Here is a 24,439-nt window from a genome sequence, read left to right as displayed (position 1 = left end):
TCGAGGCCATCCCGGCTGCAAATAAAGCCACGGCTACCTCCCGCCAATTTAATCTTACTCCTTGATAAAGCCGGCGGTGAGCCCGAGCGAAGATCGGTGGGAAAAACGCGTGGAGCTAACTCGGTGGCAAGGAATTGCTCCTAACTTACCGTCGGCCGCAGACTTGACCAAACTTGGGCCAAAGCCTCACAATGACCAAGGAATTCGATGGACAGGCAGCGTGGATTGCGGTGGTTGACGGGTGCGGCCGCAACCGTGGTCATTGGCATCGCCCTTCCGGTGCAGGCTCAGCTCCATCCGCCGACTGACTTGGCCGCTCGGCAGTCGCGCGATGCGGTGGCTACGACGCTCTCGGCACAGCCAGCGGCGGTGACTACAAGCCCGCCGTTATCCCCCATCGATCACGTTCTAGTGCTGACCCCTGTTGCCGCGGGCTCGTCGCCAGCCAAACTCCCGCCAACGCTCTCGCCGATCGACCACCAGCTCATTATTCCAGTTGGCGCCGCCGCCTCATCCAAGCCATTGACCGTGGCAAGCGCCAGTTTGCCTAGTGCGCCTCAAGAGGCCACCCCGGGTGCCGCTCTGCTGGCCAGTCTGGGCCTGCTGCATACCCTAACCCCAGGCGTCGAAGCGCTCAGCCGCACCCGGGATGAAAGCTTTCGCGATCCGGTGATGTGGTCGGTAATGGCCTATAAATCGGCGCACGTGATGCGGGTGTATTACCGGGGCTACCTGTTCGCCAGCTATGCTGCCGTCTTCGGCCGTAACCGGGAACCTGGGGCTAAGCGCTGGGCGGGTGACCTGAAGACGCCTGAGGGTGTCTACCAATTGATTTCCAAATACCGCAGCAGCCGCTGGAAATGGTTTTTGCGGATCAACTATCCCAACGCTTTGGATCTCCAACGCTATCGCGCGGCACTACGCGCAGGCGAGGTGCCGGTGGTCGGCGGCCGACGCCGCCCGGTGGGTGACGATATCGGAATCCATGGTACCGATCGACCGCGTTTCAACAAACTGGGCTTGGATTGGACTTTGGGCTGCATCTCGATTGACAACGATGCCATCGACGTGCTGGAGCGCCTGCTGCCGGTGGGCACGTTGGTTGTAATTAAGCCGTAGCCCGCGCCTGCGCGGTTAGGCCAAGCAAGGCGTAAACTGGAATTCCTGCCAGCACGATTAGCAGCCCGGGCCAGGTAAAGCGCGGTCGGGTTACCAGCAAATCAGCCATCAGCACGGCGGCCGCGCCGATGTACGATGCAGGCAGCCAGGGATAACCCCAGACTCGGTAAGGTCGCGCGACGTCGGGGCTAGCGCGCCGCAGCTTGAAGACCGCCATCACCGTGAGCAGGTAGAAGAGCAGCTGGGCAAAGATCACATAATCCAGCAGGTCGCCATAGCTGCCCGATAGGGTCAGCATCCCCGCCCATGCCCCTTGTGCGAGCAGAGCCAAGCCAGGCACTTGAGCCCGGTTGAGCCGCGCCATCGCCGGCCAAATCACATCGTCGCGCGCCATCGCGTACAGGACCCGCGCGCCGGTGAGGATCAGACCGTTGGCGCAACCGAAGGTGGAGATCATGACCAGCAGCGCGACAGCGGTACCACCCCCCGCGGGCCACACTTGGCGCATCGCGGCGGCAGCCACGCGATCGGCTTGGGCATGAGCGATACCCTGGCCCATGACTGAAAGAGCGTTGGCGTGGCCATGCATCGGAAGCTGAGCCAGGTAGCCCAGATTGACCAGTAGGTACAAAACGATTACCGCCAGAGTGCCTCCTACCAACGCTAGCGGCAGATCGCGGGTGGGCCGGCGCAGCTCGGCGGCCACAAAGGTGACCGAAGCCCACGCGTCGGCGGAAAACAAGCCACCAACCATCGCCGCGCCAAAGCCCATCAGTCCCACCCTCGACCATCCCTGCGCGCCCCAAAAGCTTGGCCAGTGGCCGAAATTGGCGGTGATGGCGGCGTGATCGGGCAGCATCAGCAGAACCGCGGCCAGGGCGGCCAAGGCCAGGAGTTTGACCGCGGTGAAGCTGTTTTGTACCAGTCGTCCGTAATTCAGTCCGTACCAATTGCTGGCAGTCAGTAAAGCGATTACCGCCAACGCCAGGCCTCGTTCGCGCGATAGGCCCACATGCATCGTAACCGCGCCGGCCGCGACGGCGGGAAAGAGCACCCCGGCAAAGCGAGCAAAGGCGACCGCGACCGCCGCGATCGTGCCGGTTTGAATCACCAAAAGCAGGGTCCAACCGAACAGGAAGGCGACCAGCTTGCCGTAACTCTCGCGCAGATAGACGTATTGGCCGCCTGCCTGGGGCATCATCGCCGCCAACTCTGCATAGGCCAATGCCCCCATCACTGTCATGCAACCGCTGATCAGCCACACCAGCAGGAGGCGGGCGGGAGAGCCAACCTGACGCGCGATTTCGGCGGGAACGATAAATATCCCCGAACCCACCATCGAGCCCGCCACGATCATCGCGGCGTTGAACGCGGTCAAATCCGGCTTCAACTGCGCCGTATCAGCGCAAAATTTAGTTGCAATTCCCAAGCAAATAGATCCTTCTTGCCAGGCTCGCTTGCTAAAGCGGCCTTTGGATGAGCATTCACGTTATCTTAGGCACCGACAATTCGACAAACGCGCGCAAGCGGAATAAATAGGATTTCGAATCACGAACTAGAGGAAAAGCAATGTCGCAGGGAGTCTTGGCGGGCAAGGTCGCGATTGTTACCGGGGCCGGCAGTCCAATTGGACTGGGGCGGGCGATTACCTTGGCTTTGATTGGAGCAGGCGCGCGGGTGGCAATGGTCGATATCAATCAGGAATGGCTGCAGGAGCGGCTGCGCGAAATGCATGCCCTGGGAGGTAGCGAATGCGCCATCGCGGCGGCTGCCGACGTCACCGATCCCGAGGCCGTTGAGCAGGCCGTGCAAACCACCATAAAGCGCCTGGGCGGCCTGCACATCCTGTTCAATAATGCCGGCGCCAATCCTAGTGTGCTGGGCCTGGCCCAGCATACGAGCCGCTTCTGGGAACTCTCGCCGCAGGCTTGGTCACGGGTGATCGCGATCAACTTTACTGGCCCCTTTTTGATGGCGCGGGCGGTGGCCGAACATATGCGGGCTCAACGCTGGGGTCGGATCATCGGCGTCACCACTAGTCTGGACACGATGTACCGGCCGCGCACTGCGCCTTACGGTCCTTCCAAGGCTGGGCATGAAGCTTTCATCGCAGTGATGGCGCAAGAACTGGAGGGCTCGGGAGTCACCGCCAACGTGCTGGTACCAGGTGGCGCGGCCAACACCAACTTGCTCACCCACAACACCGAATTCGATCGCAGCAAGCTGATCGCACCTTCGGTGATGGGCCCACCAGCGGTGTGGCTATGTTCGGACGCTGCGGCGCAATTCAACGGCCGCCGAATTATCGCCCAGCGCTGGGATGAGAAATTGCCGCTGGACCAGCGGCTGGCCAACGCCAGCGCGCCGGCGGCTTGGCCGCAGTTGGGGCGTCAGGCGGTCAATCCACAGTAAGCTCTTTCGCCAAAAAGCATAGCCTCGGGGCTGGGGTAAATCATTGCGCCAGGCGCGACTCCAGTTGTGCTATCGAGAGCACCTTGATTTCAGCCTGCTGCCAACGCGCCAGCACGCCCTGCGCGGCGCGAGCGTTGACTGGATAGATGGCATCGTTGACCACGAGTGGGCGATGGCCGCATAGCAATAGAGCCTGCACTGCGCGGTCGACGCAGATCTCGGTGAACACCCCATAGACGATGGCCTGATCGTAGCGACGCACCAGCCACTCCAAAGTTCGCTGGGCGTAGCGGTTGCCGCGCAACAAATCGACATCCTGTTTTTCGATCACCAAGTCGCCGTCGGCCTCGAGGATCTGTTTGAAGCGCGCCTCCTCGATAGGTTCGTTAGGCAGAATGCTGGGGTGGATGGGAGCGGTCTGCTCTACTTTTAGCTGACCCGGCGTCCCGTCCATGCAGTGATCGGGCCAGTCGCCACCGTTGCGCTTCAATTCGGCGTCGCCCGCGAAGTGGCGATCGGTGGAGCAGAGTCGGCGTATATGAAGACGGCGGGCCAGGAGGGTCAAACGTTCCAAAGCGGGCACGATCCGCTCCGCCCCGGTCACATATAAGGCGCCGCCGGGCAGGAGGAAATCGCGCTGGGTATCGACGTCATAAAAGAAGATACGATTGGGAGCAAGCTGCTTGGCTGGCATCGCCCATTCCTCGAAAGAGGCTTTACTATCAACTTAATAATATAGAAAGCCTGCTCGTCGGCGGAAATACGGCTTTGCCAGGGAGCGCGGCGAGGAGCTGGCCCCCGCCGCGTTGGGTTGCGGCTATGCGCTTTCGATAGGGACGAAGTGGCGACGCCAATTGGCAAAAGTTGCCCGCACGCCGTTTAGCAGCATGACAGTGATAAGCGCGCTGGTTAGCAACTCGGTCGTGGTCATCAGGGGCAATCCGCTAAAGTAGCGAAACCCGACCACCTCGGCCCGCTCACCGATGTACAACCCCAGCGCGCCCAATGAGGCCAGCCGAGACAGGCTGTAAATCTTCCATCCCAGGGCCAACCACAGCGAGCCGCTAACGAAGGGCAGGATCAGAGCCAATGCGTATAAGCTGCCGGTCAACTGTTCGCTCCAGGTTCCGCGCACTCCCAGATAATCAGCGCCGATCAGACCACAGGCCAGGGAACCAAATGCGGCGGTGCGGCGCACCGCCGCCCGGCTGTCAATCGCCGGCCACAACCAGCCCAAACCTAAAACGACGATATGCCGTCCTAAGCGCAGGTAGTGGCCGAGTGATATCGCTGGAACTATCATGAGTGTATCTCCAGCAATCTGTGTGCCAGTAGTTTAATTCCAAATAAACGTAATATTGAACATAATCGTCCAATATACCGCACTCGACCGCTACCTCTCTCGGCTAACTTTTGCCAATCTACTTCGCATTATGCGCAGACGGACGGCCTAGCCGTTGGGTGGCGGAGGAGGCACCGGGCGGCCGCCGCCACCAGGACCTTCCCAGGGGCGTGAGCGCCAGTACCATGGCGGCACTGGCTGCGGCCCCATGAACGAAAGCGCGAAGGGCGGGCGCGGGAAATGGCGCCTATGGTGGTGGCCGGAGACGAAAATCGCGATTGCGATCAGCACCAGCGCCGCGATCATCGCCCCTCGCCACCAGCGCTCCTCGTTGCGCACGCGCCGACGCATTCGTTTGAGTCGGCGCCGTAGCCGCGCTTCCTGAGAACCGCGATCGCGATTGCCATCCGTTTCATCTGCCATGAATCGAGTCCTCCCGTCTTTGTGCTCGGGCCGGTCAAAGTCTTCATTCTGCCGATAAAGACGCTCGACGGGTTGGTTTGGTTACAGGGCGCAAGCGGGTTCCCGACAAGGCCAGACTGTTCGGATTCCCTTGTATGTATGTTGAAGCCGTGGGCGTCCCACCTGCATAGCGAAACGACGAATCTCTTTCCCGCTTCGCGGGGGATCCCCCCGGAATTAAACGGTCGGTGCCTTTATTGAACCTCTGGTTTAATCTGGGGACGTCCTTAACCGGATAGCGACGGCTTGTGAAAGCATTCTAAGCCAGCGCGAGCGTCGCCAAGCGGGGCAGGGACGAATCCCCACGATGGCGGGACGAGCACAAGCACTGGGGTTTAGGACGCCGACGGCAGAGGTGTCATGAGCAGACGATGTCCTTAGTAGTGCGGTTCGCGAGAGCGCCGACTATCGCGCTCCAACTGGACCGTCATATGACGGATCTCGAAACGTTCCAGAACGTGCGACATATCCGACAGCACACGATCGGAATCGGCTTGCTCCATCACCACCGCGTGCGCAGATAGGGCGAATTCGCGCGCGGTCAGGCACCATACGTGCAAGTCGTGGACCTCTTTGGTGCCCGCCACCAGCAACAGTTCGTGGCGAATCTCCTCGACGTCGACGTGGGCCGGGACCGCTTCCATCAGGATGTCCACCCCTTCGCGAATAAGGCCCCACGAATTAACTAGGATGAGGATTCCAATAGCCAAGCTGACGATCGGGTCGGCCGCTTGCCAATGCAGAAAGTAAATCAATGCGCCGCCCGCCAATACGCCGAGCGAACCCATCAGGTCGGAAATCACGTGGACGAAGACCGCTCGCAGCGCCATGCCGTGCCCGCGTTCCGTGTGCTGATTGCTGAGGGCGGCGGCCAGCGAGTTGACCCCCACCCCGATCGCCGCTACCGCCATCATTCCGGCTCCCCGGGCGTGCTCGGGCACACGTAGGCGATGGACCGCCTCGACCAGCAGAAAAGCCACCAGCAGCCACAAAAACAGGCCGTTGGCTACCGCACCTAGGATCTCCGCGCGCAGGTAGCCGAAGGTCTTGCCCGCGCCGGGCGGACGGGCAGCGATCCGCAGGGTGAGCAAACTAAGCCCGATCGCTCCGATGTCGGTCAGCAGATGTACCGCGTCGGTCAGCAAGGCCAAGCTGTTGGTAAAGTAGGCGCCAACCAGCTCGATGACGAAATAACTCAGCGTCACCAGCAAGATGATGGTCAGCCGACGAGAATCCGCGCGATTGGCGTCCACTGCACTAGATCCGCTTCAGGGCGGTAGCTCGCATGCCGCGGCCGGTCGCGGCCACCCTCGTGGATCAGTCATATTGGAGCAGCGAATGGCATCGGATCGGAGCCAATAACTCTCGCCCCTTAAGCACGTTCAACTCGATTACGAAGGCGCACCCAATCACCTCGCCGTGCAGTTGCTCGACCAAGCCCACCGCCGCTTTTGCCGTTCCCCCGGTGGCCAGCAGATCGTCGACGATCAGGATCCGGCGACCGGCGATGATGCCGTCGCTGTGCATCTCCAGCTTGTCGGTGCCGTATTCAAGCTGGTACTCCTGCGATATGCACTGATAGGGCAGCTTGCCCGGTTTACGCGCGATTACCAGTCCGACGCCCAGCCGATAGGCCACCGGCGCTCCCATGATGAAGCCGCGCGATTCGATGCCGACTACGCTATCGACCTTGCCTAAAAAGGGCTCGGCCAGCTGGTCCACGATTGCCGCCAGTGCGCGTGGATCGGCCCACAGCGGTGTTAAGTCCTTGAAAACTATTCCGGGCTTGGGAAAGTCTGGGATATCGCGTACCAAGCTGTGAAGTTGTTGGCTCGTCATAAATCCAAGTTCACCTTTTTGTGCAAAGCAGACTCGTCCCGCCAAGATACTAGAAGGCGATCCTTACTAAAAGCCGAGTCGGCGCGCGAGCCGGGTGGGCTCGGTTCGGGGCGGCGAGAGATAGGCCAATGGATTGGTAGCCACATTGTTGTGGCGCACTTCGAAATGCAAATTGGCACCGGTGGTATGGCCGGTGCGTCCCACTCGCCCAATCATCTGACCGCGCGCCACCCATTGTCCGCGCTCGACCAGATCGACGGAGTTGTGCGCATATACGGTAGCGTAATGGTCGCGATGGGCCACGATAATGACCTTGCCATAGCCACGCAGGCGTCCCACGAAAATCACCTGGCCGGCGGCGGCCGCCTCAACCGGGCTGCCGCTGGGCGCGGCGATGTCGATGCCCTCGTGCATCACTCCATGGCGCAGGCCGAAGCCCGAGGAAAAGGTGCCATTTGGGACCGGCCAGGCCAGGTGCGGGCGCGCGCTTGGCGTGGCGTAGGAGTAAGGGGCGGGGTGACGGGTGGCACAACTGCAGGTCGCTACGGCGACCAACAGCGCGCTCAACGCGAGCCCGGTATGCCAGTTCAGCTTCGCCCCACCCACCACAACCACCTCTATCATCCGCCTCGCCAGCCGCTACTCTGGAAGGTCAAGCGGCCGCGCGGTTGCGAGGTTCGCTAATTCATAAAAAAAGCACGCCGTCCGCTTCTAATTCGCCTCCCTCGCGCTGGAGAAAAGGAGGAGGGTGTGCGGCGACTGTTCCTTTGTGTCACCTTCCCGCCGGCACTTTGCCAAGCGTGGCTCCGGCGCTTGAGCGGGAAAGCCTCCGCCGGCGTCCGTCTTCTAAGTTTGGAAGCCGTATTTCCCTACTAAAGGCACGAATCGACATTCGCCGAAATATTCTTCGCGCCAATGTTCGCCCTCGCGTTCCACTCGCACCAAGGTCTGCAATTCTTCTTCGCCCACCGGGGCTATCAGGCAGCCGTCGGGAGTAAGCTGGGAAAGCAATGGGCGCGGAATCGACGACATCGCGGCGGTCACGATGATAACGTCAAAGGGAGCCTCTTCGGGCCAGCCTTCGGCGCCGTCACCCAGACGAAAGTGGCAATTCGTGAGTCCCATTTCGTTAAGCGTTGCGAGCGCGCGGCTGTGCAATTGGGCGATGCGCTCGACGGTGTAAACCTCGCGCGCGAGCTGGCTCAGGATAGCGCTCTGATAGCCGCTGCCGGTGCCGATTTCCAGCACCCTGGCGTTTTCATCCAGCTCGGCGATCTCGCTCATGAGCGCGACCATGTAGGGTTGTGAAATGGTCTGCTGCGCGCCGATCGGCAGGGGGCTGTCCTCGTACGCGCGTTCGGCGTCCTGGGGCTGCACGAAGCGGTCGCGCGGAGTGCGCGCCATTGCTTGCAAGACGCGGCGGTCGCGAATACCGCGGCGCTGAAGTTGCTCGACCACCATCCGCTCGCGCGCATGGGTCCAATCCATTAGACGATTATACCCGCCCGCGGGGCGCGTCCATAGGCCCCCACCGCGGTTCTTTACCAACACAAGCCCTGGCAATTGGCCAGCGCGGCTAGCGGCAAGCCGGCGTCAGCCAGATCGATAACCGTCGGCTTGGTGGCCAAGCGAGCGATCGCCTCCGGTCCCAACGCCATCCGCTTGCCCATCACCACCACGTCGGCCCATTCCAGCAATGCCGTGAGATCCTTCACCATCAATCCATCAGACTGGACGCCTAGATGGGCGAGGTCGGGATTGGTGCTGTCCGCCAAATCGGGGTCGTAGGCGCGCACCGCCAGCGCGCGTGCGCGCAGCTCCTGGCAAAGCCGCAGCAGAGGACTTTCGCGCACGTCGCCGCTGTGTGTCTTGAAGCCCACCCCGAGCATCGCGATGCGCTGTCCGCCGCTATCCATGATTAGTCCGAGGCCGTGGCGGAACTGCCAGTCATTGCTGCGTTCGATGGCTCCCAGCAAGGGGGTTTCCAGCGCCTGCGCCCGCCCCAAGGCAAGCAGCGCGCGCAAGTCCTTGGGCAGGCATGAACCGCCATAGGCAAAGCCCGGGGCCAAATAGGCAGGCGAGAGGTTAAGCCGGGTGTCGCGCGCCATGATTGCCATCACCTGACGGCCATCCAGGCCGGCGCGATGGCACAGGTTACCGATTTCGTTGGCAAAACTGATCTTGGCGGCGTGAAAGGCGTTACAAGTGTACTTGACCATCATTGCCAGGCCGGGGGTGGTTTCAATCAGCGGCGCCCGTAAATGGCCGAAGATGCGAGCCAGCATCGGCGCGCTGAAGTTGTCGTCGGTACCAATCAAGGTGAAAGGGGGGTCGCTGAAATCCGCCAACGCACTGCCCTCGCGCAAAAACTCCGGGTTGGCGCACAAACCTACCCCCTCGCGCCGTCCCGCCGCTTGGTGCAAGGCGGGTTCCAACACCTCGCCAATCAAATGGGGTAGCACGGTGCTGCGAATTGCCACCACGCGCCGAGCCCGATCCTTACGCATCGCTCGCCCGGCCCCCTCCACCGCCGCCAACAGCGCGCTCAGGTCGGGAGCGCCGTCGCCGGCCGAAGGGGTGCCCACGCAAATCAACGCCAGCTCCGCGGGCTGTGGCATCGCTTCGCAGCGTGCCCGCAACATTCCACTATCAACTGCTTTCCACAGCGCCCGCTCCAGCCCCGGTTCGGGCACCGGGGCCTCGCCCTGCGTGGCCCGTTCCACCCGCTCGCGGTCGATATCATAGGCGGTCACTTGATGACCCATGCTGGCCAAGCCGACCGCGGTCACGCAGCCTACATAGCCCAAGCCGATTACCGCTACTTCCATTGCTGGTCCGCCCTATCTCGGACCTCACCCTTATAGCGGGGGCAAAAGCCAACAACGGTTAAAAGTTGCGTCTTTTGGAGGGTTGGTAATCCCCTAAGGGAACGCAAGAGCGCAATGAAAGAGTTGATAAAAAAATAGCGCTGGATAAGTGGTCTTATTTACATTTTTTGGCCCTTTGGCCTGCTTTGAATAGCCGTTGGCCTACACACCCTCCCTCCCTCCCGATTCCCCCGCGCCTGGTTCTCGGCTACAACTCGGATCGCGCCTGGATTGGGTCGCGTCGATGATGGAATCAAGCGAAATTTTACTGGAAATCGCTCCACCCCTGGCCACACTTACCTTCAATCGCCCCCAGGCACATAACGCGCTTACCTGGGCGATGTACGATTGGCTCCCCGAACTGTGCCGCCAAATTGAACGCGACCCTTCTGTGCGAGTCATGATCGTGCGCGGAGGCGGCAGCCGCGCTTTCAGCACGGGAACCGACATCACTCAGTTCGAAGCTTTTCACGACGCCGAGGACGGATTGGTTTACGAACGACGCCTGGAGCGGGCACTGGAGGCGCTGGAAGCGCTCCCCAAGCCGATCATCGCGGCAATCGAAGGCTACGCCATCGGCGCCGGCGCGATGGTCGCGCTGGCCTGCGATCTGCGCTATGGCGGTGCGGGCAGCAAGTTCGCCATTCCTATCGCCCGCACCGTGGCCAACTGCCTAACGGTGGCCAACTATGCGCGGCTGTGCGATGTGGTAGGCGCGGCGCGGGCCAAAGAGATCATCTTTCGCGGCCTGACCCTGGACGCACACGATGCCCTCGCAAGCGGTCTGCTCAATGCCGTAGTCGAAGCGGATGAAGCTTACGCTCACGCGCGGCGCGTAGCCTTAGAAATCGCCGCCGGCGCGCCGCTGACCCTAGCCATTACCAAGCAAGCCCATCTGCGGTTGTTTCGCCATCGGCGCCATCAGATTGCTGATGAAGATCTGCTCGCGCAGGCCTATGGCAGCGCCGATTTCCACCAAGCGGTAAGCGCCTTTATTGCCAAGCGCAAAATCACTTTCCAGGGTCGTTAGCGTACCGCGGTGACGCTCGGCGGTTTGCGCCCTCCGCGGCGAGCAAATCCCGCTTGCGCTCGGGCCCCCACCGATAGCCGCCCGCCTGGCCGTCGCTTTGCACGATCCGATGGCAGGGAATTATCACTGCTAGGGGATTGGCCGCGCATGCCCGCGCGACGGCGCGCGCCGCAGCTGGGCGCCCGATTTGACGCGCGATCTGGCCGTAGCTGGCGGTGGTGCCGGGAAGAACGTGGCGCAACGCCCGCCACACCTGCTGTTGGAAAGCAGTGCCCCGCAGATCCAAGGGTAGGGCCAACTCCAAAGAGGGCTGCCCGATCGATCGCACCACCGCGTCAACCTGCTGGCGCAAGCGCGGGCCGCCGGGTTGAATTCGGGCCTTAGGAAAACGCCTCCGCAAGTCATGGGTCAGCTCCTCGGAGCTGTTGCCCAGCGCGACCGCGCACAGCCCCTGCGCGGTAGTCGCGACCAGCACCCGTCCAAGCCAGCATCGTCCCAGCGCGAACTCAATCAGCTCGCCCTCGGCGCCCGCGCGCATCACCCGCGGCGTCATCCCCAGCCGCTGCTTGCTGCCGGCATAGAAGCGAGCGCTGGAATTAAAGCCGGCGGCGTAGATAGCGTCGGTCACCGAGGCGCCAGCTTGCAATGCTAGCGCCAGTCGCTGGGAGCGGCAGCCCTCGCCGTAAGCTTTGGGCGTCACGCCAGTGGCGGCGCGAAACAAGCGATGGAAATAGGCCGGGCTGAGTCCCGAATCAGCCGCCAACTCGCCTAGCGAGGGGAGAGTGGGCGAGCGCTCAATCGTGCGGCAGGCCGCATCGATAATCTCGCTCCAGCGCTGGCTCAAAGCGCGATGGCGCGGCTGGCAGCGTTTGCATGGCCGATACCCGGCGTGCTCGGCCTGCTCGCAAGTGGCATAGAACTCCACCTGCGGCCGGCGCGGGCGGCGGGCCGGACAAGAAGGGCGGCAGTAAATTCCGGTACTGCGCACGGCGTAGAAAAATCGGCCGTCGCTTTCACGGTCGCGAGTGACCACTGCCTGCCAGCGTTCTGTATCACCGTTGCTTACAGCCTCACTCGCCTCGGATTGAGCGGATATCATCGATGTCGCCATTCACCACGTCCTTTTGTCAGAGGGCCGCCTTCAGGTCCGTAATCTAGATCGGTGCGGCATACTCTGCACTCCGGTTCTTGCGCTCAAATTGCCCTGCGAGAGATTGGATTCGGCGTTACGATAGCGAAGGAGTGCTGCGCCTGGAGCTATCGTGACCGAGCACGCTCAACATCAGTGGTGGACTGCACGCTGGCCATGGAGCCGGATGTGCTTGACCATTGGGTTGGAACACTTCGTGCCCCGGCTGCCGCGCGCCTGCTTCGAGGATTTTCAGTTGCCGCTCCATCAACGGCTCATCCGCGCTGCCGTTGGCCATTTTCAAGCCGCACTGCCGCGCCGTGCCCGATAATCCAGTTTTAAGCGACGCGGGCGTTGGCGACTGCGACATCGGCGCTTGCTAAGCTTTGCTCGAATTCTCAGGGGAGCCAAGCGCGCGCTAATGCCGACTCAGATCGCCGTCAAAACCAAGCATTTCACTCAATCCGTAATTCGCACCATGACCCGCCGCGCAGTGGCCCTGGGCGCCGTCAACCTGGCCCAGGGCTTTCCCGATTTTCCCGCCCCGACGATGCTCAAGGAGGCAGCCAAACGGGCAATCGAGGAGGATTATAACCAGTATGCGGTCACCTACGGCACGGCCAGACTGCGCCAGGCGATCGCCGCCAAGGCTGCCGCCTTCAACCGTATCGTGCATGACCCGGAGCGCGAAATCACGGTGACTTGCGGCTCGACCGAAGCAATGATCGCCACCTTGCTGGCGGTGATCAATCCGGGCGACGAAGTAGTGGTGTTCGAGCCGTATTACGAAAATTACGGCCCCGATATCCTGATCGCTGGTGCCACGCCACGCTATGTGACCTTGCGCGAGCCCGACTTCGCCATCGATCCGCAGGAGTTGCGTGCGGCCTTTTCCGCTCGCACCAAGGCGATTATCGTTAATACCCCGCACAATCCCAGCGGCAAGGTTTTCTCATTTGACGAGCTGGAATTGATTGCCGAACTGTGCCAGCACTTTGATACCTTAGCGATAACCGATGAAATCTACGAATACATAACCTACGACGATGCGCGGCACATCTCGCTGGGCAGTTTGCCCGGGATGGCCGACCGCACGATTACGATTAGCGGCCTCTCCAAGACCTATTCAATTACCGGCTGGCGGCTGGCCTACGCGCTGGCCGCGCCTCGGCTCACCGGCGCTATCCGCCAAGTCCACGATTTTCTTACTGTTTGTGCGCCTCATCCCTTGCAGGAGGCGGGTGCGCTGGCGATGGGCTTGCCGGAGTCGTTTTACGCCGACTTGCGCGGCTCTTATGCGCTCAAACGCGCGGCCCTGTTTGAGGCTCTCAGCGCCGCAGGGTTTCGCTGCCGCCAGCCGCGGGGCGCCTATTACATCATGGCGGAAGTGGATGGGATGGGCTTTGCCGATGACGTTGCGGCCGCCAACTTTCTGCTGGAGAGCGCCGGGATCGCGGCGGTACCGGGCAGCAGCTTCTTCAGCAGGCCCGAGCTCGGGCGCCATCTCCTGCGCTTTACCTTTTCCAAGAGCGAAGAGACGCTGCGCCAGGCCGCCGCACGCTTGGCCCTACTGCCCGATAAGCTGCGCGCTCGCTGATGGTTGCGCTTACGGTTGGTGGGACGGGGCGCCATGCCCCGTATGGCTGGCGCGGGCGGGGCGGCCTACGCCACTAACAAAAATGTTGAAAACCTGGTTTTGGAGGCAGTCGAGGCGGTGCTGAAAGCGCACCTCGCATAAAGTGATGGCGTCGCGCTTGATAAAAAACCACCCGTGCCGCCGAGCGCTGACTGAGCTGACGCCAGGCTGATTTGGCGACTGGCTGAGGTTGCCGACAGCAAGCTCTTGCTTCCACCTCGTCCGACCCCAATCCTAGGGGGTTATAATTTCGGGTGCGGGGAAAGCCGGCTCGCCGCCCGTAGGTGCGGTGGTGTGCCGCAAAACGCGTGCATTCATGAATCAACGGTTGCTTGCCGTAGTAAAGATCCTGTTGGTTGCGGCCATTGTAGCTGCAATCACCTATTTGCTGGTGGCGCATCAGGAGTGGTTTCGCGATCCCCGCCGAATTCGCACTGAGATCGTGGGTTGGGGTGCCTGGGGTCCGGTCGGATTCATGTTGCTGTATGCTTTTGGTCCCTCGCTGCTGGTTCCGGGAGCGGTAATGACGGTGGCGGCGGGGTTGGCTTTCGGCACAATCAAGGGCGCGTTGTTCGCGGTCGCCGGCGCGGACGTTGGGGCGCTGGTGGCGTTTGGTGCCGGCCGTTTTTTGGGCAAAGATTTCGTTAGCCGAGTAGTTGGCCAGCGCTTTCAGGGTGCCTTGGAACGGATCGCCCGCAACGGCTTTCAAATTATCTTTTACCTGCGGATTTTCCCCGTTATCCCCTACAATGCCCTGAATCTGCTCGCCGGTGCTTCGCCTATCCGCTTTCGCGATTACTTCTGGGCCAGCGTCATTGGGATGATTCCCGGCACCGTGCTGTTTGCCTTTTTGGGCAACGAGCTATGGCATCCCACTTCGCCCCGTTTCATGCTGGCCGTCGGACTGATCATCTTGTGCTTCGCCGGAGGTGAGTTTTATCGGCGATGGAGGCTAGTGCGCTCTCCGGTCTGAAGTAAACCTAATCTTGATTCCCACCCCCTAAAGCAAGTTTCGCCGCTTCGCCCGAGCAGCGAGAGTTGCTTTTCCCACTTTTAATAGACAATTTAAAGCTCGCATATGCAATTATCGTGGCGCAGCATCCTGTTCTGTGGCTTTTTGGCCTCGATGTTAGCTTGGGCCGATTCAGCCTTTGCTCAGGTCGGTAATCGAAATTTCATCGATCCGATAATTACCCAGGATCCCAATCCCAGCAACGAGCTGGACATCACCCCCATGGCCTACGCCGACGCCCAACTGCATGCCTTCAGCTTGGAAGCTGACATGGAGAAACAGTTCAGCGCCAACCTGAGCATCGACGCTGCGTTCAATTACGTATACCCGACCTGTGATAACCCCCACACCACCGGATGCACGCCGACCCCGATTGGCCGCCGTTCACATCGCAAAATCACCCGCACGCGCAAAAGGTCGGAGACCAAGAAGAAAGCCGCTATTGGCAACCCGCAGGAACTCGCCGCGGGATTCGGCAATCCCGAATTTCTTGGCAAATGGGCCTTTTACGCCTCGGACCGGCATGAATTGCGTTTGGCGATTGGAGTGGACGCGATCATCGCCGCGGGTAATTACGAGGCGGGCGCCAACACCCACAATTATGTTGGTCCAGTCTTAATGCTAGCCAAGGGGATGGGAGACCTTCCCGATCGCGGTTGGCTGCGCTTCCTGCGCCCTTTCGCGCTGCAGGCCGATGGCGGCACGCTGACCAAGACCTCTGGCGCCACCGCTAACATCGTGTATAGCGATGCCGACCTGTCCTACCAGCTTTCCTACCTGCACGACTTCGTCCGTGGCATGGCGGGCGTGCCGCAATGGTTGAGCGCGCTGACGCCATTTGCAGAATTCAGTTACGCAGGTGAATTCAACGGCAGCGTCGGAGTGGCCCCGCAATTTACGCTCCTGCCCGGCATCGCCTACTCACAGGGGGCCTTCCAATACAGCTTCGCCAGCATGTTCGCGCTCAACCAAGCCAGCGTCCCATTCAACCATGTGATTTTCATGGGGCTGATCGATATCGCGTTGGACGAACTGTATCCGATCTTCGGCCGTACCCTATTTTAGGCGATCAACTGGGAGGGCTGGAGAGCTGCGGCTGAGCCTGACTTTGGGTCGAGTGGTTAGCGCCGTCCTGTTGGGCGTCGATCGCATCGATCTGAAGCAGGGCGTGTCGCATCGGGATGATGGAAACCGTCTGGCGCCCTTGATAGGGGTGGGCCAGTTCCAGCACCGCCAGGATGGTCAGCCCGAGCAGCCCGGAAAAGATCGCCACCATTAAAGCTTGCGACTTGAAAGCCTTTAGGCCAAAAAAATAGCTGAAAGCGATCACGATGATGCCGCCCAGGTAGATGATCAGCCAGACCATGGTGGGTAGGCTCTCGGCATAGAACAGGTCTCGATCGGCGCCGGAATCAGTGATCTGGTCGAGTTGATCCAGGCTTTTGTCCAACACTAGACTCTCGCGCTCGTTGGTGGCCTTGTAGCTGGAAATGAGGTGCCAGATGGGCAACGAATTGGCGCGCGCTTGGGAAAATTCATAACGCGAATGGGCCATTGCCGGCCAATCGTAATCTTCCAGGTTGGCGATATACTGGCGGATGTCACGATGGATTTCGGCCCGCGCCGGATCGCGCAGCTCGGTGGTCAGGCGATACAATTCGGCCAGTGAAACCGCTTCTTTCTGAGTCTCCTGACTGGCCAGATCAAAGCGTTCCCAGGCGGCGACGATCACAAAAGCGAGCAACAAGCCGTAAAACGCACCCAAGACGCCGAACGTGAAACCAGCGACTTCGTGATTTTCTTCAAGCCGCTCCAGTGGGACCAATCGGCGCACCAGGTATAAGCCAAGCACGCTGGGTAAGCAAAAAATCAGGAGAACCAGCAGAATCTGGCCCCACAACGGATAAAACAGCAAGTGCTCCATCAGAGTTGTCTACACCTCACCCCAGCCCGCTCCAATCGAGCCGCCGTCGTGAGATGTACCAAATTGGCGTACTGCTGCCCAGGCTCGCCAAGCTGCGCGAGCCCACAAGATCGCTCTGCTCGCCGTCCACAAAGATGAGCGGTTTGGTTTTGCCGCCTGACAATCCCAGCGCCGTGAAATTTGCTCAGGAAGCATTCCAGCTTAGCGCAAGGCGGGCATCACGGCGCGAGCGAAATCCTCAAACACCGGCGGAGTCATGCCGTCGGCGAATTTGATCACAAAGCGATTGATTCCCTTAGCGATACGAGCCTTGAAGGCCGCAATCACCTGCTCCGCCGTGCCCTTGATGGCGTTGGGTGCGAAGGGGTCTTTCTGCACCGCCAGCCACTTGTCGCGAGCCTGGCGTTCGCTTTCGCCCAGCGCTACCAGCACGGTCTCGGCGATTCCCAGCGAGGCGAAATCGCGTCCCACGGCTTGGCAATGGCCGCGCAAAGTGGCGATCAGATCATCGAGGTCGCCGTGGCCGCCGGGGATGTTCCAGTTGTCGGCATACTTGGCCACCAGCTTGAGCATTACCTGCTTGCCCGCGCCGCCCAGAGTGATCGGCGGATGGGGCTGCTGGAGGGGCTTGGGAAAGTTGAGCGCCTCGTCGATGCGGAAGTAGCGGCCTTCCACGGTGGCTTTGGGCTGATGAAACAGCGCCTGCATGATGCGCAGGGAATCCTCCAGTTGGCGCAAGCGGACGGGGTTATCGGGATACTCGTAGCCATAGGCCAGGAACTCCTCCTTCTTCCAGCCTATTCCCAGGCCGATTTCTATGCGGCCCCCGCTGATGTGATCCATGCTAGTCAAAGTCTTGGCCAACAGCGCGGGGTTGCGAAAACCATTGCAGATGACCAGCGATCCGATCCGCAGCCGCTGGCTGTGAACCGCCGCCGCCGTCATCAGAGTCAGGCATTCCAGGTGGTCTGCCTTGGGATCCGCACTACCCCAAAAGTGATCGGCGAACCAGACCGAATGGTAGCCCAGTCGCTCCGCCGCCTGCACCTTGGCCAGGGCCTGGTCCACGCTGTAACCGATCTGATGGAGGAACAGGCCGAACTCGATTGGTCGTTGTTGTACTGCCACTGCACTGGTTCTCCTGAATTGATCGTCCGCCCGGCTATTTGAATTCGGGCATTACCTGTTCCGCGAACAGCTTCATGGTATCGGCCACGGGTTCGGCCGGGATCACCGTGAACATGCTAATTCCTTTGGCGATTCGAGCCCGCAGGGCGGCGACGATCTCGGTTGGCGTGCCCTTGATCCCAGTCAGCGAAAACGGTCGCAGGCGCGCAGCGCTCTGCCAGCGCTGGGCCACTTCAGCCTGATCGCGTCCGATGCACACCAGCAGTTGCTCGGAGAGCTGCAACGAGCCGAAATCGCGGCCCACGCTCTGGCAATGCTGCTTGAGGATGGCGATCAGTTCGTCGAGATTGTCGTAACCGGCGGTAATATTCCAGCGATCGGCATACTGCGCCACGATTCGCAGCATCACCCGCTTGCCGTTGCCGCCGATGGTAATCGGGGGATGGGGTTTTTGAATCGGTTTGGGGAAGTTGTAGGCCTCGGTCACGCGATGGAAATGCCCCGCCACCGTGGCGGCGGGTTCTTCGCTGAACAACGCCTTGACGATGCGCAAGGTGTCTTCCAGTCGCTTGAGCCGTACCCCGATCGGTGGAAAGTCGTAGCCGTAGGCGATGAACTCTGGACGCATCCAACCCGCTCCCAGACCAATTTCCAGCCGGCCCCGGCCAACATGGTCCAGGCTAGCCAAGGCTTTGGCCAACAGCGCTGGATTGCGATACAGGCTGCAGATGACCAGGGCGCCGATTCGCACCCGTTCGGTCTTGGCTAACAGGCCCGTCATCAGGGACAGGCACTCCAGGTAGTCGCTATTGGGATTGGCCAGGTTCCACATATGGTCGGCCACCCATAACGAATGGTAGCCGAGCTGCTCGCTGGCTCGCGCCGCCTCCAGCATCGCTTCGAAGGAGCGGCCGGTCTGGATCAGAAAAATTGCGAATTGGGTCTTGGCTTGCGCCATCACAGCTCCTCCATGGCGGACAAATCGGCGCGTTCAAGCCGCGCGCGGCGGTTGACATTGGTCGGGCCCGGAAGGTGCGCGCGGGGCCTTGCGCCAGCTCGCCAGCAACAGGCTGGCAGCCAGAGCCCACACCCCGAACACCAAACCGAGCAACACCCAGGTGGTGGCGGAACGGCTACGCCGACTGGCCACGATCGCGGTCAGCGGCGCCAGTGTTAGATTGATCGCGAGCGAGGTAATAAGCAGATCCAGCGGTGGCTCCTTGTGGCCCATCAGGGCAAAGCCTGAAGCCAAGCCTGCCATAGTGGCCCAGGTCTGGATCGCTTTCATGGTAGTTATGCTATATGGTTACGCCAGTTATGGCACGCCGGGAAGCCGAAAAGCTGGTGGAAATGTTGCGCCGAATGAGCGAAGAAGGGCTGAGCAGCTTCTTCGGCGAAGTAATGGCCAGCGACGCCTTGCGCCAGGCTCTGGCCAGCGCGGGCGAGCGTCTGATGGATAATAAAGGGCGCTTCGATCGCAACGTCGAGACGGTGTTGGACTTCGTCAACATCCCCTCCAAACGCGACCTGCGCGAGTTGAAGGCCCGCATCGATCATCTCAACGGCCAACTGCTCAACCTAAATCTCAAAGTCGATCGCCTGATCAGCGAGCGGCCGCGCGCGCCTCGTCCGCGCGGTGGTGCCGGTACTCGCAAAAAACCCAGCTGAAGAGGGTGGTTGGTTTATCTACGGATGCTGTGTTGCGTTGGGGGAAACTTTTTGCCCGTCGCATCAGCTTGATGGCCGCAGCGGGGCTATCGCCCTGGCCAATTTCGCCAGATCCGCCAGGTTGCTCAGCTGGTGTCCAAGTTCAGGCGCGCAAAGTAATTCAATATCGGACGGAATGAGCGCCTGCAGCCCGCTCAGAGCGCGCTCTTCACGCTGCTTAAGGGCCGCGAAGTCACGCCAATTACGCAGAAGTTTGCGGCGCAACGCGGGGGCGAGATCACCGGCCATGCGTGGAGGATCGCCAATCGGCGCGGTGATCCGATTGACCAGCACGCCGTTGACCCGGATATTTGCCGCGCGTAGCGCGCTGAGAAAGTCCGCAGTCTCCTGAATCCGAACCGTGGTAGCACTGGTCACCACCAGCACCGCTGCTTGCTCGCTGCGCAAAAGTTCGGCAACTCGCGCAGCGCGTTGAGCAAAGCCCTGGTACATTCCGGCGAAACTCTGGACAAAGCTCTGCACATCGGCGAGCAGATGCAGGCGACTGAACCGGTCGAAGGCGCTCAGTACCCCGCGTGCGGCCAGGTCGGACAACCGTAGCCCTCGGTCCAGGCCGCTGCCCAGCAGCGTGGTGGCGCGAGAATTGAGCAGGTCGAGCAGGCGGCGCGGTGCGTCCAGGAAGGCAAAAGCCTCCTCGGCCGGTGGAGTATCGATCACGATCAGGCCGGTGGCGGATTCGCTATAAAGCTCCAGCAGCTTCTCCATCGCCATGAAATCGCCCACCCAGGTCAGGGCCGTGGAGAGGTCGCGATAGAGCCGATTGGCCAAAATCCCCTCAGCCACGGCAACCGACGGCGCATGGCGCCTGATCACAGCGTCGAAGGTGGTCTTGGGATCGAGTTTGAGCGCGCGTAGGCGACCGGCGCCGGCGCCAAGCTCGACCGCTTGCGGCGCGGCGCTGCGCTGGTCCAAGCCCAGGGCATCAAGCAAGCGTGGCGCCGGATCGACGGTTAACACCTCCACGTCGCGACCGGTGTAGGCGGCTTGGATAGCCAGCGCGCAGGCAGTGGTGGTTTTGCCTACCCCGCCCGCGCCCAGGCACAGCAACACCCGCCCGTCCTCGCGCTTCCACATCAGGATGTCGCGCTCAGCGCACGGCTGAGCTGGAGGACCTCGGCTTGGCCGAAGCTCGGACTGAAGAGTAGCGGCAGCTCGATCAGGTCAGGCACGGCGGCACGCAATTGCCGGCGGGCACGACGGACCGCGTCGTCGATTTGGGTCCGCCGGCGCATCAGGCGAGCGCTAGAGGCTCCCAGCGGGCGCGCGGCGCGCAGATCGGCGGCGGCAAACAAGGGGGCCGGTACGCCGTTTAGGATCACACTCACCCGTTGAACTCCTAAGTGCTGGCGGAGCTGGTTGACCGCAGCCAGCCCTTCTCTGAGCGCCAATTCCTGAGGCTCGATCACTACCGCCGCACCGAAGCGTGCTGGATCAGCGAGGAAGCCCTCCAAGTCAAGCGCAAGCCGATTAAGCGTGCCACGGTTAGCAACCCGGCGCATCCCCGGTGCCACTGCCAACAGTTCCAGGGTAGTGCCGGTGGACAGCCCGTCGACCACCACATAGCGATCCTCGCACGCAGCCTGCCATGCCAGCGTGGCCATTCGACTGAGCAACACAAAGGACTCCAACCCAGGCAGGGCCGCGGCCACGTATCCGAAGGTTCGGCTTGCGATCAGTCGTCGCGAGACCGCGGCCAGCGGCACCAATCGCTCGATAAAGCGTTCCAATTCACCACGGGCGTCCAGCGTAATCAGCGTAAGCCGCTCCTGGCTCAGCACTCCCGTATCGTTGCCTTCAAGCTCCAACAGGCGTGCCGCCGAACGGCGATGGTCCAGTCCAGCCAGCACCGTAGGATGGCTGCGCGCCAGATGCAAAGCCAGCGCGCAGGCCGCGGTGGTCTTGCCGCTACCCCCCTTGCCCAGGGTCAGTATTAGGCGCGGCCAGTTCATCGGCTAAAATCCTAGCGGATCGACCGAGAGGAGCGGAGAGGCCGATGGTCAGAATAGATCTGCGAATCGCACCTGAACAGATCGCCTTGTTCAAGGCGTTGGTGGAGTCCTACGACAACCTGGCCACTTTGCGCACCGCGGACCCAGCCACTCATCGGTTGCGGCTGTGGTATGGGCGCGAGCAGCAGGGCGAGATTGAAGCCTTACTTTCGGAGTTGAAGGCGCTGGGGCCGATCCAGATGATTCAACGGCTGGAGCTTGCCGACGAGGCGGCGAATTAGCATGCGCTCGACTCGGCTTGCGGGATAGCGCGCCGCTCCCTTTCATACCCTCACTACACGTCGCTCCACATTCAACGCAAAGTTGCGGCCCTACCCGCGCGAAAAAATCCTTTACACCCAAAGCATGACAGAAGTGAGCATCAGGACGTGTGAACGCCGTACATAACTTATTGTCGAGGATTTGCACGCAGAATTTCTGATTGACGATAATTGCCTCATTTCGAATCAACTAAGTCAGTCACAGGTATGGATACACACTTATGGAGCCTCCATATCATAGTTAACTTACCCGACGCGTAGTGGCTATTGACTAGACTGGTTGGTTTGGGTCGGGCTCTGCTCTATGCTCAAAGCGCGTTCGGAAGCGCGAAAATCGTGCATGGCTGCTTGCTCGTCGCCACGCTCCAGGCTCCGCTCGCCATCGAGCTGATAATAACGTGCGTCCATCAGGTCCTTGCTGTTGGCTTGGAGTTGGCTGAGCTCGCGTTGGAGGTGAAGAGCTTCGACCTCCGGATTGGATTGAGTGACCCCGTGGCCGGAAGACTTGGAACAAACCGCTCAATGCCTACGCTAAATTATAATGCAGCTATGAGCCAATGGCAGTTAGTTTGTGGGGAACAGCTTAAGGCATATGTGAGGGGTGCGATCAATCAGGCGATCAGAGGACTGATTCGGTTGGCAAAACGGCGAATCGCCGCGCGTTGCAACAGACCGTAAGCGGCTGCGGCAAGGCCTAGGCTGATCAGGATACGCACCCAGGCGCCAACGTTGGTACCCAATAGCGTGCTGGCGCCCCAGCATAGCCCACCACAGGCCAGCGCCAGGCCTAGTCCGGGAAGAACTTCCTTCATCAAGCGCGCCAACCGCTCTTCGATGAGTGCGCAAGCCACAAACTGACCCATTAGACCGGTCAGTCCCTCTACCGTACTCATTCCGGCGCTGATCGCGAGCAGGCCAAAGCGGGCTAGTGTGACGACGGTCAGCGCAATCAGGGCGATACGCAGGCCGTTCAGGTAGATATCCATGGCGGGGCGACCTTTGGAACAAAACACCGAGCCCATTGCCAATGACAGCGCGGCGAAGGTCAGTCCCGGAGTCAAAAGTTGCAAAAGGGGCGCGGCCGGTTCCCAGCGGGCTGAGTAGATAAGCTTGACGATAGGATCGGCGAGAATCGCTAGACAAGCCATCAAGGGCAATTCCAGTCGTGCCAGCGTGCCCACAAAATTGCGATAGGTGGTACGCAACACCGAGTTGTCGTCCTGCAAGCGCGAGAACAGTGGCAGAGTCAATCGCACTACCATTCGATAAAGTCGGTTGGGAATAAAGCGCAATAAGTCCCAGGCGATAGCGTAATAGCCTAGTGGCCCAGTGCCGAGCAGGCGCGCGATCAGCACAAAATCGAGGTTGGCCGAGAGGTTGACGAACAGTCGACCGGCGCAGACCGGGGCAGCAAACGCTCCGATTTGCCGGATGCCCAGGCCGCTGGGGGGCACCTGTGGCCACATTGCGCCGGCCATCGCCAGCATGGATGCTTCGGTGATAAAACGGGCGCACAAGCCTGTCAGCAAGGCCTCGCGCGGGCGATGAATCACAAAAAGCGCGACTAGGGCGGCCATCAAAAAGGCCGCCTCGCCGGTGGCCTCGGCTAGGGCCAGCGCGCCAAAGCGCATCTGGCGGCGCAAATTGGCGCTGGGCAGCGCGCCCAGACCCCAAAAAGCGGCGGGCACTGCGAGAATTCGGTACTGCCAAGCCTGATCGGCGGTGCCAAGTATGCGGGCTAGCAGCCCGCCGCCACTGGCCAGGCCGCATACCACTAAAATAGTGCCAGCCCCGATCAGCCAGAATCCGGCAGCTTGACGATCGGGTTCCAATTCACGGCGCTGAATCATTGCTTCTGGCACGCCCAGTTCCACCAGCAGTTGGCTTATGCCTATTACCACCAGAAGTAATCGGTAAAGGCCAAAATCGCTGGGATCCAGGGCGCGGGCGAGAATTGCCATTCCGACCAGCCGCAGGGCCTGGGCGGTGGCTTCTCCCAGGCTGTTGCTGAGCACTCCGAGCGCGAAAGCTGCCTTGAGAACTTGATTTGTGTCCTGGCCGGGATTGTCAACTGACATGGTTTTGTGCTCCCAGACCCAGGCCCCCCGATTTCTGGGCAAAGGTCAGCTTGGAGCAAAATCATGGTGGGGGGAGTGCGGAGGAGCACCTGCCAGACATGTTGTCCGGTCAGCAGCGAACAAGTTTCAGCGCCAGAGACTGGGGTGGGTGGCGCAGAGGGCTGCGCAGGGTGTCGTACTTGCAAGTACAAAATAAGACGCCACCGGTCCCCGCGCGTGCCTATGGCGATTTATCATCCTAACTGCCATTTTAAATTCGGATTGCAAATACGCTGGTCGAGGCCACGGGCGTTGGGCTGCTGTTCAAGGTTTTACACAAGTAGGCGATGGCCAGCGTTGCGCGTGTTTCCCGAGTAGCTGCTGAGTGCCCACCGCATCGAAGCCCAAGCCCAAGGAAAGACCGCTAAAGCGTAGGACCCGTTTCAGACTGGCAGTTGATCGACTGACGGCGACGGATGGGCCGA

At 60.9% G+C, this 24,439-nt stretch carries 26 protein-coding genes; 9 read left to right on the top strand and 17 right to left on the bottom strand.

Going from position 1 to position 24,439, the window contains the following annotated elements; translation table 11 throughout:
- Window positions 1-207: 207 nt before the first annotated feature.
- Window positions 208-1,119, top strand: a complete 912-nt coding sequence (locus tag VKV28_11710; GenBank protein HLH77463.1) for a L,D-transpeptidase family protein — start codon at window positions 208-210, stop codon at window positions 1,117-1,119.
- Here VKV28_11710 and VKV28_11705 read toward each other — a convergent pair.
- Window positions 1,109-2,548, bottom strand: coding sequence for an amino acid permease (locus VKV28_11705; protein HLH77462.1), 1,440 nt, complete (start codon window positions 2,546-2,548; stop codon window positions 1,109-1,111). The two genes, VKV28_11710 and VKV28_11705, sit on opposite strands and share 11 nt — an antisense overlap.
- Before the next feature lie 140 nt (window positions 2,549-2,688).
- On the opposite strand from VKV28_11705, the gene VKV28_11700 reads away from it, so the two are divergent.
- Window positions 2,689-3,531, top strand: coding sequence for an SDR family oxidoreductase (locus tag VKV28_11700; GenBank protein HLH77461.1), 843 nt, complete (start codon window positions 2,689-2,691; stop codon window positions 3,529-3,531).
- A gap of 40 nt (window positions 3,532-3,571) precedes the next feature.
- Here the strand turns inward: VKV28_11700 and VKV28_11695 are convergent, their stop codons facing one another.
- From VKV28_11695 to VKV28_11660, 8 genes are all read right to left on the bottom strand, one after another.
- Entirely contained in the window at window positions 3,572-4,225 is a 654-nt protein-coding gene (locus VKV28_11695; protein ID HLH77460.1) for an isochorismatase family protein, read from the bottom strand.
- A 123-nt stretch (window positions 4,226-4,348) separates the two neighbouring features.
- On the bottom strand, window positions 4,349-4,834 hold the full coding sequence (locus VKV28_11690; GenBank protein HLH77459.1) for a hypothetical protein: 486 nt from the start codon (window positions 4,832-4,834) through the stop codon (window positions 4,349-4,351).
- Window positions 4,835-4,981: 147 nt separating this feature from the next.
- Window positions 4,982-5,296 carry a hypothetical protein gene (locus VKV28_11685; GenBank protein ID HLH77458.1) on the bottom strand — a complete coding sequence of 105 codons (315 nt, stop codon included), beginning with the start codon at window positions 5,294-5,296 and terminating at the stop codon, window positions 4,982-4,984.
- A gap of 416 nt (window positions 5,297-5,712) precedes the next feature.
- Window positions 5,713-6,588 (bottom strand): cation diffusion facilitator family transporter, encoded by an 876-nt coding sequence (locus VKV28_11680; GenBank protein ID HLH77457.1) that lies wholly within the window; start codon window positions 6,586-6,588, stop codon window positions 5,713-5,715.
- Window positions 6,589-6,652: 64 nt separating this feature from the next.
- Window positions 6,653-7,174 carry an adenine phosphoribosyltransferase gene (locus VKV28_11675; GenBank protein ID HLH77456.1) on the bottom strand — a complete coding sequence of 174 codons (522 nt, stop codon included), beginning with the start codon at window positions 7,172-7,174 and terminating at the stop codon, window positions 6,653-6,655.
- A 66-nt stretch (window positions 7,175-7,240) separates the two neighbouring features.
- The gene (locus VKV28_11670; protein ID HLH77455.1) at window positions 7,241-7,798 is read right to left on the bottom strand and encodes a M23 family metallopeptidase; all 558 of its coding nucleotides are present in this window, start codon (window positions 7,796-7,798) and stop codon (window positions 7,241-7,243) included.
- Between the two features lie 222 nt (window positions 7,799-8,020).
- Window positions 8,021-8,662: a protein-L-isoaspartate(D-aspartate) O-methyltransferase gene (locus VKV28_11665; GenBank protein ID HLH77454.1), complete on the bottom strand. Its 642-nt coding sequence runs from the start codon at window positions 8,660-8,662 to the stop codon at window positions 8,021-8,023.
- A 53-nt stretch (window positions 8,663-8,715) separates the two neighbouring features.
- Window positions 8,716-10,002 (bottom strand): nucleotide sugar dehydrogenase, encoded by a 1,287-nt coding sequence (locus tag VKV28_11660; GenBank protein ID HLH77453.1) that lies wholly within the window; start codon window positions 10,000-10,002, stop codon window positions 8,716-8,718.
- A 283-nt stretch (window positions 10,003-10,285) separates the two neighbouring features.
- On the opposite strand from VKV28_11660, the gene VKV28_11655 reads away from it, so the two are divergent.
- The gene (locus VKV28_11655) at window positions 10,286-11,071 is read left to right on the top strand and encodes an enoyl-CoA hydratase (GenBank protein ID HLH77452.1); all 786 of its coding nucleotides are present in this window, start codon (window positions 10,286-10,288) and stop codon (window positions 11,069-11,071) included.
- Here the strand turns inward: VKV28_11655 and ada are convergent.
- Window positions 11,052-12,182, bottom strand: a complete 1,131-nt coding sequence (ada, locus tag VKV28_11650) for a bifunctional DNA-binding transcriptional regulator/O6-methylguanine-DNA methyltransferase Ada (protein HLH77451.1) — start codon at window positions 12,180-12,182, stop codon at window positions 11,052-11,054. The two genes, VKV28_11655 and ada, sit on opposite strands and share 20 nt — an antisense overlap.
- A gap of 151 nt (window positions 12,183-12,333) precedes the next feature.
- Here ada and VKV28_11645 point away from each other — a divergent pair, with 151 nt between their 5' ends.
- The 4 genes from VKV28_11645 (at window position 12,334) to VKV28_11630 (ending at window position 15,913) form a co-directional block, all read left to right on the top strand.
- Complete coding sequence (locus VKV28_11645) at window positions 12,334-12,531, top strand: hypothetical protein (protein HLH77450.1); 198 nt, start codon at window positions 12,334-12,336, stop codon at window positions 12,529-12,531.
- A gap of 90 nt (window positions 12,532-12,621) precedes the next feature.
- Complete coding sequence (locus tag VKV28_11640) at window positions 12,622-13,797, top strand: aminotransferase class I/II-fold pyridoxal phosphate-dependent enzyme (GenBank protein ID HLH77449.1); 1,176 nt, start codon at window positions 12,622-12,624, stop codon at window positions 13,795-13,797.
- 355 nt (window positions 13,798-14,152) lie between these two features.
- Entirely contained in the window at window positions 14,153-14,809 is a 657-nt protein-coding gene (locus VKV28_11635) for a TVP38/TMEM64 family protein (protein ID HLH77448.1), read from the top strand.
- A gap of 105 nt (window positions 14,810-14,914) precedes the next feature.
- The gene (locus tag VKV28_11630) at window positions 14,915-15,913 is read left to right on the top strand and encodes a hypothetical protein (protein ID HLH77447.1); all 999 of its coding nucleotides are present in this window, start codon (window positions 14,915-14,917) and stop codon (window positions 15,911-15,913) included.
- A 4-nt stretch (window positions 15,914-15,917) separates the two neighbouring features.
- Here VKV28_11630 and VKV28_11625 read toward each other — a convergent pair whose 3' ends face one another.
- From VKV28_11625 to VKV28_11610, 4 genes are all read right to left on the bottom strand, one after another.
- Complete coding sequence (locus tag VKV28_11625) at window positions 15,918-16,772, bottom strand: hypothetical protein (protein HLH77446.1); 855 nt, start codon at window positions 16,770-16,772, stop codon at window positions 15,918-15,920.
- Between the two features lie 201 nt (window positions 16,773-16,973).
- Window positions 16,974-17,900 (bottom strand): LLM class flavin-dependent oxidoreductase, encoded by a 927-nt coding sequence (locus tag VKV28_11620; protein HLH77445.1) that lies wholly within the window; start codon window positions 17,898-17,900, stop codon window positions 16,974-16,976.
- Between the two features lie 34 nt (window positions 17,901-17,934).
- On the bottom strand, window positions 17,935-18,858 hold the full coding sequence (locus tag VKV28_11615) for an LLM class flavin-dependent oxidoreductase (GenBank protein ID HLH77444.1): 924 nt from the start codon (window positions 18,856-18,858) through the stop codon (window positions 17,935-17,937).
- A 33-nt stretch (window positions 18,859-18,891) separates the two neighbouring features.
- Window positions 18,892-19,188, bottom strand: a complete 297-nt coding sequence (locus tag VKV28_11610) for a hypothetical protein (GenBank protein HLH77443.1) — start codon at window positions 19,186-19,188, stop codon at window positions 18,892-18,894.
- Window positions 19,189-19,217: 29 nt separating this feature from the next.
- Here VKV28_11610 and VKV28_11605 point away from each other — a divergent pair, with 29 nt between their 5' ends.
- Window positions 19,218-19,568 carry a hypothetical protein gene (locus VKV28_11605; protein ID HLH77442.1) on the top strand — a complete coding sequence of 117 codons (351 nt, stop codon included), beginning with the start codon at window positions 19,218-19,220 and terminating at the stop codon, window positions 19,566-19,568.
- A gap of 63 nt (window positions 19,569-19,631) precedes the next feature.
- On the opposite strand, the gene VKV28_11600 is transcribed toward VKV28_11605, so the two are convergent.
- Together VKV28_11600 and VKV28_11595 are read right to left on the bottom strand one after the other, a co-directional pair.
- Window positions 19,632-20,702: an ArsA-related P-loop ATPase gene (locus tag VKV28_11600; protein ID HLH77441.1), complete on the bottom strand. Its 1,071-nt coding sequence runs from the start codon at window positions 20,700-20,702 to the stop codon at window positions 19,632-19,634.
- A complete protein-coding gene (locus VKV28_11595; protein ID HLH77440.1) occupies window positions 20,702-21,577 on the bottom strand; it encodes an ArsA-related P-loop ATPase in 876 nt (291 codons plus the stop codon). Before VKV28_11595 ends, VKV28_11600 begins: the two co-directional genes overlap by 1 nt.
- 44 nt (window positions 21,578-21,621) lie before the next feature.
- Here VKV28_11595 and VKV28_11590 point away from each other — a divergent pair, with 44 nt between their 5' ends.
- Window positions 21,622-21,858 (top strand): DUF4911 domain-containing protein, encoded by a 237-nt coding sequence (locus VKV28_11590; protein HLH77439.1) that lies wholly within the window; start codon window positions 21,622-21,624, stop codon window positions 21,856-21,858.
- Window positions 21,859-22,508: 650 nt separating this feature from the next.
- Here VKV28_11590 and VKV28_11585 read toward each other — a convergent pair.
- Window positions 22,509-23,975, bottom strand: coding sequence for an oligosaccharide flippase family protein (locus VKV28_11585; GenBank protein HLH77438.1), 1,467 nt, complete (start codon window positions 23,973-23,975; stop codon window positions 22,509-22,511).
- Between the last annotated feature and the right edge of the window lie 464 nt (window positions 23,976-24,439).

Source organism: Candidatus Binataceae bacterium (assembly GCA_035294265.1).
Lineage (GTDB): Bacteria > Desulfobacterota > Binatia > Binatales > Binataceae > DATGLK01.
This window is presented reverse-complemented; position numbering and strand designations above follow the sequence as displayed.

Coding starts and splice junctions, on each gene's coding strand:
- VKV28_11710 (HLH77463.1), top strand. CDS start 208: ATGGACAGGCAGCGTGGATTGCGGTGGTTGACGGGTGCGGCCGCAACC.
- VKV28_11700 (HLH77461.1), top strand. CDS start 2,689: ATGTCGCAGGGAGTCTTGGCGGGCAAGGTCGCGATTGTTACCGGGGCC.
- VKV28_11695 (HLH77460.1), bottom strand. CDS start 4,225: ATGCCAGCCAAGCAGCTTGCTCCCAATCGTATCTTCTTTTATGACGTC.
- VKV28_11690 (HLH77459.1), bottom strand. CDS start 4,834: ATGATAGTTCCAGCGATATCACTCGGCCACTACCTGCGCTTAGGACGG.
- VKV28_11685 (HLH77458.1), bottom strand. CDS start 5,296: ATGGCAGATGAAACGGATGGCAATCGCGATCGCGGTTCTCAGGAAGCG.
- VKV28_11675 (HLH77456.1), bottom strand. CDS start 7,174: ATGACGAGCCAACAACTTCACAGCTTGGTACGCGATATCCCAGACTTT.
- VKV28_11670 (HLH77455.1), bottom strand. CDS start 7,798: ATGATAGAGGTGGTTGTGGTGGGTGGGGCGAAGCTGAACTGGCATACC.
- VKV28_11665 (HLH77454.1), bottom strand. CDS start 8,662: ATGGATTGGACCCATGCGCGCGAGCGGATGGTGGTCGAGCAACTTCAG.
- VKV28_11660 (HLH77453.1), bottom strand. CDS start 10,002: ATGGAAGTAGCGGTAATCGGCTTGGGCTATGTAGGCTGCGTGACCGCG.
- VKV28_11655 (HLH77452.1), top strand. CDS start 10,286: ATGATGGAATCAAGCGAAATTTTACTGGAAATCGCTCCACCCCTGGCC.
- ada (HLH77451.1), bottom strand. CDS start 12,182: ATGGCGACATCGATGATATCCGCTCAATCCGAGGCGAGTGAGGCTGTA.
- VKV28_11640 (HLH77449.1), top strand. CDS start 12,622: ATGCCGACTCAGATCGCCGTCAAAACCAAGCATTTCACTCAATCCGTA.
- VKV28_11635 (HLH77448.1), top strand. CDS start 14,153: ATGAATCAACGGTTGCTTGCCGTAGTAAAGATCCTGTTGGTTGCGGCC.
- VKV28_11630 (HLH77447.1), top strand. CDS start 14,915: ATGCAATTATCGTGGCGCAGCATCCTGTTCTGTGGCTTTTTGGCCTCG.
- VKV28_11625 (HLH77446.1), bottom strand. CDS start 16,772: ATGGAGCACTTGCTGTTTTATCCGTTGTGGGGCCAGATTCTGCTGGTT.
- VKV28_11615 (HLH77444.1), bottom strand. CDS start 18,858: ATGGCGCAAGCCAAGACCCAATTCGCAATTTTTCTGATCCAGACCGGC.
- VKV28_11610 (HLH77443.1), bottom strand. CDS start 19,188: ATGAAAGCGATCCAGACCTGGGCCACTATGGCAGGCTTGGCTTCAGGC.
- VKV28_11605 (HLH77442.1), top strand. CDS start 19,218: ATGGCACGCCGGGAAGCCGAAAAGCTGGTGGAAATGTTGCGCCGAATG.
- VKV28_11600 (HLH77441.1), bottom strand. CDS start 20,702: ATGTGGAAGCGCGAGGACGGGCGGGTGTTGCTGTGCCTGGGCGCGGGC.
- VKV28_11595 (HLH77440.1), bottom strand. CDS start 21,577: ATGAACTGGCCGCGCCTAATACTGACCCTGGGCAAGGGGGGTAGCGGC.
- VKV28_11590 (HLH77439.1), top strand. CDS start 21,622: ATGGTCAGAATAGATCTGCGAATCGCACCTGAACAGATCGCCTTGTTC.
- VKV28_11585 (HLH77438.1), bottom strand. CDS start 23,975: ATGTCAGTTGACAATCCCGGCCAGGACACAAATCAAGTTCTCAAGGCA.